This is a genomic window from Acidovorax sp. HMWF018, assembly GCF_003061035.1.
Taxonomy (GTDB): Bacteria; Pseudomonadota; Gammaproteobacteria; order Burkholderiales; family Burkholderiaceae_C; genus Acidovorax; species Acidovorax delafieldii.
Genome location: NZ_QAIM01000043.1, coordinates 55,677 through 62,392, shown reverse-complemented (window position 1 = coordinate 62,392; position 6,716 = coordinate 55,677). Strand labels below are relative to the sequence as shown.

The 6,716-nt window shown below is 64.7% G+C and carries 8 protein-coding genes; 1 reads left to right on the top strand and 7 read right to left on the bottom strand.

Annotated features, from left to right (window positions below; translation table 11 throughout):
* Positions 1–146: 146 nt before the first annotated feature.
* Positions 147–1,175, bottom strand: a complete 1,029-nt coding sequence (pdxA, locus tag DBR23_RS01595; protein ID WP_108497081.1) for a 4-hydroxythreonine-4-phosphate dehydrogenase PdxA — start codon at positions 1,173–1,175, stop codon at positions 147–149.
* Positions 1,176–1,299: 124 nt separating this feature from the next.
* Complete coding sequence (locus DBR23_RS01590) at positions 1,300–2,073, bottom strand: Nif3-like dinuclear metal center hexameric protein (protein WP_108497080.1); 774 nt, start codon at positions 2,071–2,073, stop codon at positions 1,300–1,302.
* Between the two features lie 140 nt (positions 2,074–2,213).
* Between DBR23_RS01590 and DBR23_RS01585 the strand changes: the two genes are divergently transcribed.
* Positions 2,214–3,362 carry a trypsin-like peptidase domain-containing protein gene (locus DBR23_RS01585; protein WP_056060267.1) on the top strand — a complete coding sequence of 383 codons (1,149 nt, stop codon included), beginning with the start codon at positions 2,214–2,216 and terminating at the stop codon, positions 3,360–3,362.
* A 355-nt stretch (positions 3,363–3,717) separates the two neighbouring features.
* Here the strand turns inward: DBR23_RS01585 and tatC are convergent, their stop codons facing one another.
* The 5 genes from tatC to DBR23_RS01560 all read right to left on the bottom strand — a co-directional run.
* Positions 3,718–4,512 carry a twin-arginine translocase subunit TatC gene (tatC, locus tag DBR23_RS01580; protein WP_056060263.1) on the bottom strand — a complete coding sequence of 265 codons (795 nt, stop codon included), beginning with the start codon at positions 4,510–4,512 and terminating at the stop codon, positions 3,718–3,720.
* A 59-nt stretch (positions 4,513–4,571) separates the two neighbouring features.
* Positions 4,572–5,036 (bottom strand): Sec-independent protein translocase protein TatB, encoded by a 465-nt coding sequence (tatB, locus tag DBR23_RS01575; protein ID WP_056060260.1) that lies wholly within the window; start codon positions 5,034–5,036, stop codon positions 4,572–4,574.
* A 52-nt stretch (positions 5,037–5,088) separates the two neighbouring features.
* A complete protein-coding gene (gene tatA / locus DBR23_RS01570; protein ID WP_056060256.1) occupies positions 5,089–5,331 on the bottom strand; it encodes a Sec-independent protein translocase subunit TatA in 243 nt (80 codons plus the stop codon).
* Positions 5,332–5,437: 106 nt separating this feature from the next.
* Positions 5,438–5,794: a histidine triad nucleotide-binding protein gene (locus DBR23_RS01565; RefSeq protein ID WP_108497079.1), complete on the bottom strand. Its 357-nt coding sequence runs from the start codon at positions 5,792–5,794 to the stop codon at positions 5,438–5,440.
* 236 nt (positions 5,795–6,030) lie between these two features.
* Positions 6,031–6,716, bottom strand: a 686-nt coding sequence (locus DBR23_RS01560; RefSeq protein ID WP_233250222.1) for a patatin-like phospholipase family protein, incomplete at its 5' end; no start/stop codon positions are given.

The window sequence follows — 6,716 nt, the reverse complement described above, 5'->3', positions numbered from 1 at the left end:
CCACCGCTGCGCTGCCTCCACCAGCCGCCGGTGGCGTTGGATTTTGGGGGTCGCGCCGCCCGCACACCCGCGTCCAGGCTGGCGCAATTTTCAGCGGTTCATTTGATCTCGATCAGCGCTGGGCCCCAAGGCTTCAGCGGCTGACGTCATCCACACAGCGCCCGCGCCATGCGCACCGCCTCGATCAGGCTGGAGGCATCTGCAACGCCCTGCCCTGCAATATCAAACGCCGTGCCATGGTCGGGGCTGGTGCGCACCAGGGGCAGGCCCAGGGTCACGTTCACGCCCTTTTCCACCCCCAGGTACTTCACCGGGATCAGGCCCTGGTCGTGGTACATGGCGATGACCACGTCGAACTCGCCCGCGCGCTGCGGGGTGCTGCGCGCGCGCATGAACACCGTGTCAGGCGCAAACGGGCCGTGCACATCCAGCCCCTGCGCGCGCGCCGCCGCGATGGCCGGGGCGATCACCTCCAGCTCCTCGCGGCCAAACAATCCGCCCTCGCCCGCATGGGGATTCAACCCTGCCACACCCATGCGGGGCACACGGCCCAGGCTGCGCTGCAAGGCGGCGTGGGTGATTTGCAGCGTCTGCAGCACGTTGTCCTGCGTCACCGCCGCAATCGCGTCGAGCAGCGACACATGGATGCTGACGAGCACGGTGCGCAGCTCGTCATTGGCCAGCATCATGCGCACGGGCATCCGCGCCAGCGGCACCCCCTGGTGCGCTGCAGCCTCTGCCTGCAAGAGCTCCGTATGTCCCGGGAAGTCCACCCCTGCGGCCGACAAGGCCTCCTTGTGCAAAGGGGCTGTCACCAGCGCTGCCACCTCCCCACGCAATGCGGCACGCGCCGCCCAGACCACGCTGTCCGCTGCGGCACGGCCGGCGGCGGCGCTGATCTCGCCCCAAGGCTGGGGCCCCGGGATCCCGGGCAGTTGGAGCACGGGGATGCAGCGGGGCGGAGCATCCCCTGCTTCGCCCGGTGACCCGATCTGCGCGACAGGCACACCGGGCACACCAGGGCGCGTGATGGCGTCCGCAGCGCGTCGCACAGTGGCCAGGTCACCGACGACAAAGCAGTGGCGCAGCGCATCGGTCGCATCGCGAAAGGCCTTGACCACGATCTCGGGGCCGATGCCGGCGGGATCTCCCTGGGTGATGGCGATGGGTTGCATGGGTTTGGAGCCAAAAGTGCTTGTAGCGCTAGTTGTTCATGCGCTATCAGCTATGAATAAATGAGCAAAATGGACCGGATATCCGCACGATGTGATTGCTTGCCGTGCGGTGTCTTGCCATGGGCTAGGCGGGGTTGTCGATCTCGATGAACTGGTGGCTCAGCCCGCACTGGTCTGCCACATGCGCCGCCACGGCGGGGGCGCCATAGCGCTCCGTGGCATGGTGCCCGGCGGCAATAAAGCCCACCCCCGTCTCGCGCGCCAGGTGCGCCTGGGGCTCGGAGATTTCGCCAGTGATGAAAACATCCGCCCCTGCAGCGATGGCCGACTCGAAATACCCTTGCGCGCCGCCCGTGCACCACGCCACGCGGCGCACGGGGCGCCGTGCAGCGGCACCACCGCCCACGCCACCTGGCGACACCAGGGTCACGGGGCGGCCGAGCGCCTGGGCTACATGGTCGGCCACGGCTTGGACATTGTCGAACGCCGCTGGCGCTGCAAAGCCCAGGTCCTGCTCGCCAAACCGCGCATCGGCGGCAAAACCCAGCACCCGGCCCAGCTGTGCGTTGTTGCCCAGTTCGGCATGGGCATCGAGCGGCAGGTGGTACGCAAACAGGTTGATGTCGTGCGCCAGCAGCAGCTGCAGCCGCTGCTTCATCCAGCCCGTGATGCGGCCATCCTGCCCGCGCCAGAACAGGCCGTGGTGCACAAAAATAGCATCGGCCTGCGCGGCAATGGCGGCTTCGATCAGTGCACGGCTGGCAGTGACGCCACTGACCACTCGCCGGATCTCGGCCTTGCCCTCGACCTGCAGGCCGTTGGGGCCGTAGTCCTTGAAGCGCTCGGGTTGCAGCAGGCTGTCAAACGCCTGCAAAAGTTGACTGCGGTGAATGCTCATGCCGCTATTGTGGCGCGCCGTTCGCGCCCCCACATTCGGAGACAATCCTGTGTGAGAGGGAGCGCCCAGGCCGCCACGGCGAACCTGCAGCGTCCACCTCCGTCGCCCACACCCTGTACTACCACCGGCAAGCACCTTTCATGAAGCGACTCTGGCTGTTGTTTTCCCAGTCCGTGACGGTCCTCGTTGCGGCCTACTTTGTTGTCGCCACGCTCCAGCCTGACTGGCTGGGCCGGGGCACCACGCGCTCCGGGGCGGGTATTGCGCTGCTGGAGGCCCCTGCAACGCCGCCTTCGCAGCCCGCGGCGGGCAGCTTCAGCGGTGCGGCGCGCAAGGCAGCTCCGGCCGTGGTCAGCATCAACACCAGCAAGGAAGTGCGCCACCCGCGCAGCAACGACCCCTGGTTCCAGTTTTTCTTTGGTGACCAAGGCAGCCAGGCGCAGGCCGGCCTGGGCAGCGGCGTGATCGTGAGCCCCGAGGGCTACATCCTCACCAACAACCATGTGGTGGAAGGTGCTGACGAGATCGAGGTGACCCTCACCGACAGCCGCCGCGCCCGTGCGCGCGTGATCGGCACCGACCCCGACACCGACCTGGCCATCCTCAAGATCGAACTGGACAAGCTGCCCGTCATCGTGCTGGGCAACTCCGACGCCCTGGATGTGGGCGACCAGGTGCTGGCCATCGGCAACCCCTTCGGCGTGGGGCAGACCGTGACCAGCGGCATCGTGAGCGCGCTGGGCCGCAGCCAGCTGGGCATCAACACGTTTGAAAACTTCATCCAGACCGACGCGGCCATCAACCCCGGCAATTCGGGCGGTGCGCTGGTGGACGTGAACGGCAACCTCATGGGCATCAACACCGCGATCTACTCGCGCTCGGGCGGCAGCATGGGCATCGGGTTTGCCATTCCGGTGTCCACAGCCCGCATGGTGCTCGATGGCATCGTGAAGGACGGCCAGGTCACGCGCGGCTGGATTGGCGTGGAGCCCAACGAGCTGTCGCCCGAACTGGCAGAAACCTTTGGCGTCAAAAAGGCCACCGAGGGCGTGATCATCACCGGCGTGCTGCAGGACGGCCCCGCCGCCCAGGCTGGCATGCGCCCGGGGGATGTGATCGTGAGCGTGGACGGCAAGAGCGTGGGCAATGTGTCGCAGCTGCTGACGGCCGTGGCGGCACTCAAGCCGGGCCAGGCTGCGGCGTTTGACGTGCAACGGGCCGATAAGCGCGTGGAGCTGAGCATCAACCCAGGCGTGCGCCCCCGGCCACAGCGCAATGTAAGGCGCTGAGCCTTCAGCGAGCCGGGCTCTGCCCGGTCATCACAGGGCGGAGACAAGCCGTCACCACTGCCGATTGGGGGCGAAGCAGGCGAAGGTCGTCGGCTTGGGGGCCCCTCCGGCAGAGCCAAACCGGGGTGAAAAAAAGGCCAACCGGAAGGGTCCACAAGCGGGTGAGGAGTTTCCCACCCTCTGAAGGACTGGAGTCCTCACAGCACTATAAAAAACATAGCTGCCAGCGCATATCTCACTAGCGCTTGCAGCTATTTTTATTGTGTTTTCTGTCTCATCGCCCAGGTGGAGCACCACGGACGCGATCCGCGCATCACCCCCCAGGGCAACCCCGCCAGCCTGCGGGGCTGGTAGGTCAGGATGCGGAAGCGGATTCCCCGGGCTCTTCGGGCGCCTGGGTGTGCTTGATGAAGATCTGCGCGGCCCAGATGCCCACCTCGTACAGCAGGCACATGGGCACGGCCAGCGACAGCTGCGACACCACATCGGGCGGTGTCACGACGGCGGCCACCACAAAGGCCAGCACGATGAAATAGCCGCGAAACTCGCGCAGCTTTTGCACGCTCACGATGCCCATGCGGGCCAGCACCACCACAGCAATCGGCACTTCAAACGCCATGCCGAACGCCAGGAACATGGACAGCACAAAACTCAGGTAGGCCTCGATGTCAGGCGCGGCCGTGATGCTCTTGGGGGCAAAGCTCTGAATGAACGCGAACACCTGGCCAAACACCAGGTAGTAGCAAAACGCCACCCCGATGAAGAACAGCAGCGTGCTGGACACCACCAGCGGCAGCACCAGCTTTTTCTCGTGCGAATACAGACCGGGTGCCACAAAAGCCCAGATCTGCCACAGCACAAAAGGCAGCGCGAGCAGGAACGCCGACATCAGCAAGATCTTGAGCGGCACCATGAACGGCGAAATCACCGAAGTGGCGATCAGCGTGGCCCCCTTGGGCAGGTGGGCTACCAGAGGGGCGGCCAGAAAGTCATACAACGCGCCGGGACCTGGGAAGAAGAACAGGATCGCTGCCGCAATGGCGATGGCGATCATGGCCTTGACCAGCCGGTCGCGCAGCTCCATGAGGTGCTGTACGAACGGCTGCTCGGTGCCGGCCAGTTCGTCTTCTTTGGTGGGGGTTTCGGACATGGTGGGTTTTCGTGGGCGTCAGGGCCGCCCATGCAGCGCACGGGGCGCCGCAGGCTGCGTCAGTGGAATTTTTGGGGGCGGTAACGTGCTACGCGGGCTGCGCCAGACTGTGCCTTGGTGCGCACACCACTGCGGGCCTTGTACCACTGGGGCACCGCACCACGCTTGAGGCGCCAGTTCTTGCCGGGGTGCTTGTAGGCAGGCACCACGGCCGCCTGCTCCCGCAGGTCGGCGTTGTTGCTGGAATCGATGGCATCGGTCCAGTCTTTCTCGAACTCGCTGGCGCTGGTCTGGATGGTGTTGTGCACGTCGCGCGCGGCGTTCTCCACCGTGTCCTTCATCTTCTTGAGCTCATCGAGCTCCATGGACCGGTTGACCTCCGCTTTCACATCGGACACGTAACGCTGCGCCTTGCCGAGCAAGGTGCCAACGGTACGGGCCACACGGGGCAGCTTCTCGGGGCCGATGACGATCAACGCCACGGCGCCAATCAGCGCCATTTTGGACAGGCCAATATCAATCATGGATCAGGCGCCAGCGCAATGCAGGCCAAGGCAGCGGGTCAGCAGCACCAGCTCAGCTCTTTTGCTTGGCTTCGACATCGATGGTGGTCTTGTCGGCGGCCTGGCTGTTGGCCACCTGGCCAGCGGGGGGCGTGGCAGCAGCAGGTGCGTCAGACGAGCCATCCTTCATGCCGTCCTTGAAGCCCTTGACGGCGCCGCCCAGGTCAGAGCCCATGTTCTTGAGCTTCTTGGTACCGAACACCATCACAACGATCAACAGCACGATCAGCCAGTGCCAGATGGAAAAAGAGCCCATGAAATATCTCCTAACGAATTGCAATCATTTTAGACGGGGGGCGTGACAGGAGTTCAGTGCCGGGGCAAGCCGACACCTCTCAACATGGCACGATCGTCAGCCTGGTTCAGCCTTTGAGCCACGGACGGGCGCCGCCCATGACATGGATATGCAGGTGGTGAATTTCCTGCCCACCTTCAAGCCCCGTGTTTACCACGACGCGAAAGCCACCATCCGGGTACGGGTTGCAGCCCTGCTCCAGTGCCAGCTTTGGCGCCAGCGCCATCATGCGCCCCAACACCCCGGCATGCTCCGGGGTGACCTGTGCCATGGAAGGGATATGCAGCTTGGGCACCATCAAGAAATGCACTGGCGCCCACGGGTGGATGTCGTGGAAGGCGAAAATTTCTTCGTCCTCATAAACCTTCTTGGAAGGGATCTGGCCCGCGATGATTTTGCAGAAAAGGCAGTTGGGATCGTGCATGGGAGGGATCGGAGCAAAAGGAATCAGGGGTACAGGCGCGGATCAACCCTGAGGGCGCCTCGCGCGTGAGCGAGGGATGTCATGCATAACCCTCGCGAGTCGGTGGGAGTGCGGATAGGGATGGGCCACAAGGCGTCTTTTTGCAGCCAATAGCTGTGCTATTGGCCAAAAAAACAACGCAGCGGACCGCCCGAGACCGCGCTATCACAGACCGCAGGGAGTTATGCAGGACATCCCTAGGCATTGTCAGCGATCTTGATGCTGGGGCGCACGCCCACGTCCTTGCGGTGCGCGTGCAGCCACTCCTGCCCCGCTGTGCGGCCCAGCGCAAACAGCTTGCGCACAAAGGCCAGGTCCGCACGCAGCTTGCTGTCGGCCCCGAAGGGCGCCAGCACCGAGCCACCATCGATGCGGTGCATGCGCACGCTTTTGTAGCGGCGGGCGTCGAGCTTGCCCTCGGCGAGCAGGCGGCGAACGAACTCGATGGCGCGCAGCTCGGCCAACAGGCTGGCGTTGAAGGTGACTTCGTTCATGCGCTCCATGATCTCGGAGGCGCTGCTGGGCACGTCCAGATGCTCCACGGGGTTGATCTGCACCAGCAGGATGTCCGAGGTATCGGTCTGGTAGATCAGCGGGTGCAGCGCGGGGTTGCCGGAATAGCCGCCGTCCCAGTACGCCTCACCCTCGATCTCGACCGCCTTGAACAGCATGGGCAGGCAGGCCGACGCCATCACCGCATCCGCGCTGAGCCGGGGCCCAAAAAAAATCTCGCCCCGGCCGGTGCGCACGTTGGTGGCACACACAAACACCTTGGGGCCGACGACGCCGGTGCGGGCGGAGCACAGCAGGCTGAAATCCACCTCACGCTCCAGCAGCTTGCGCAGGGGGTTGATCCCCAGCGGATTGGTCTGGTAGGGCGAGA

Coding starts and splice junctions, on each gene's coding strand:
- tatA (WP_056060256.1), bottom strand. CDS start 5,331: ATGGGCTCTTTTTCCATCTGGCACTGGCTGATCGTGCTGTTGATCGTT.
- tatB (WP_056060260.1), bottom strand. CDS start 5,036: ATGATTGATATTGGCCTGTCCAAAATGGCGCTGATTGGCGCCGTGGCG.
- DBR23_RS01590 (WP_108497080.1), bottom strand. CDS start 2,073: ATGAGCATTCACCGCAGTCAACTTTTGCAGGCGTTTGACAGCCTGCTG.
- DBR23_RS01565 (WP_108497079.1), bottom strand. CDS start 5,794: ATGCACGATCCCAACTGCCTTTTCTGCAAAATCATCGCGGGCCAGATC.
- pdxA (WP_108497081.1), bottom strand. CDS start 1,175: ATGCAACCCATCGCCATCACCCAGGGAGATCCCGCCGGCATCGGCCCC.
- DBR23_RS01585 (WP_056060267.1), top strand. CDS start 2,214: ATGAAGCGACTCTGGCTGTTGTTTTCCCAGTCCGTGACGGTCCTCGTT.
- tatC (WP_056060263.1), bottom strand. CDS start 4,512: ATGTCCGAAACCCCCACCAAAGAAGACGAACTGGCCGGCACCGAGCAG.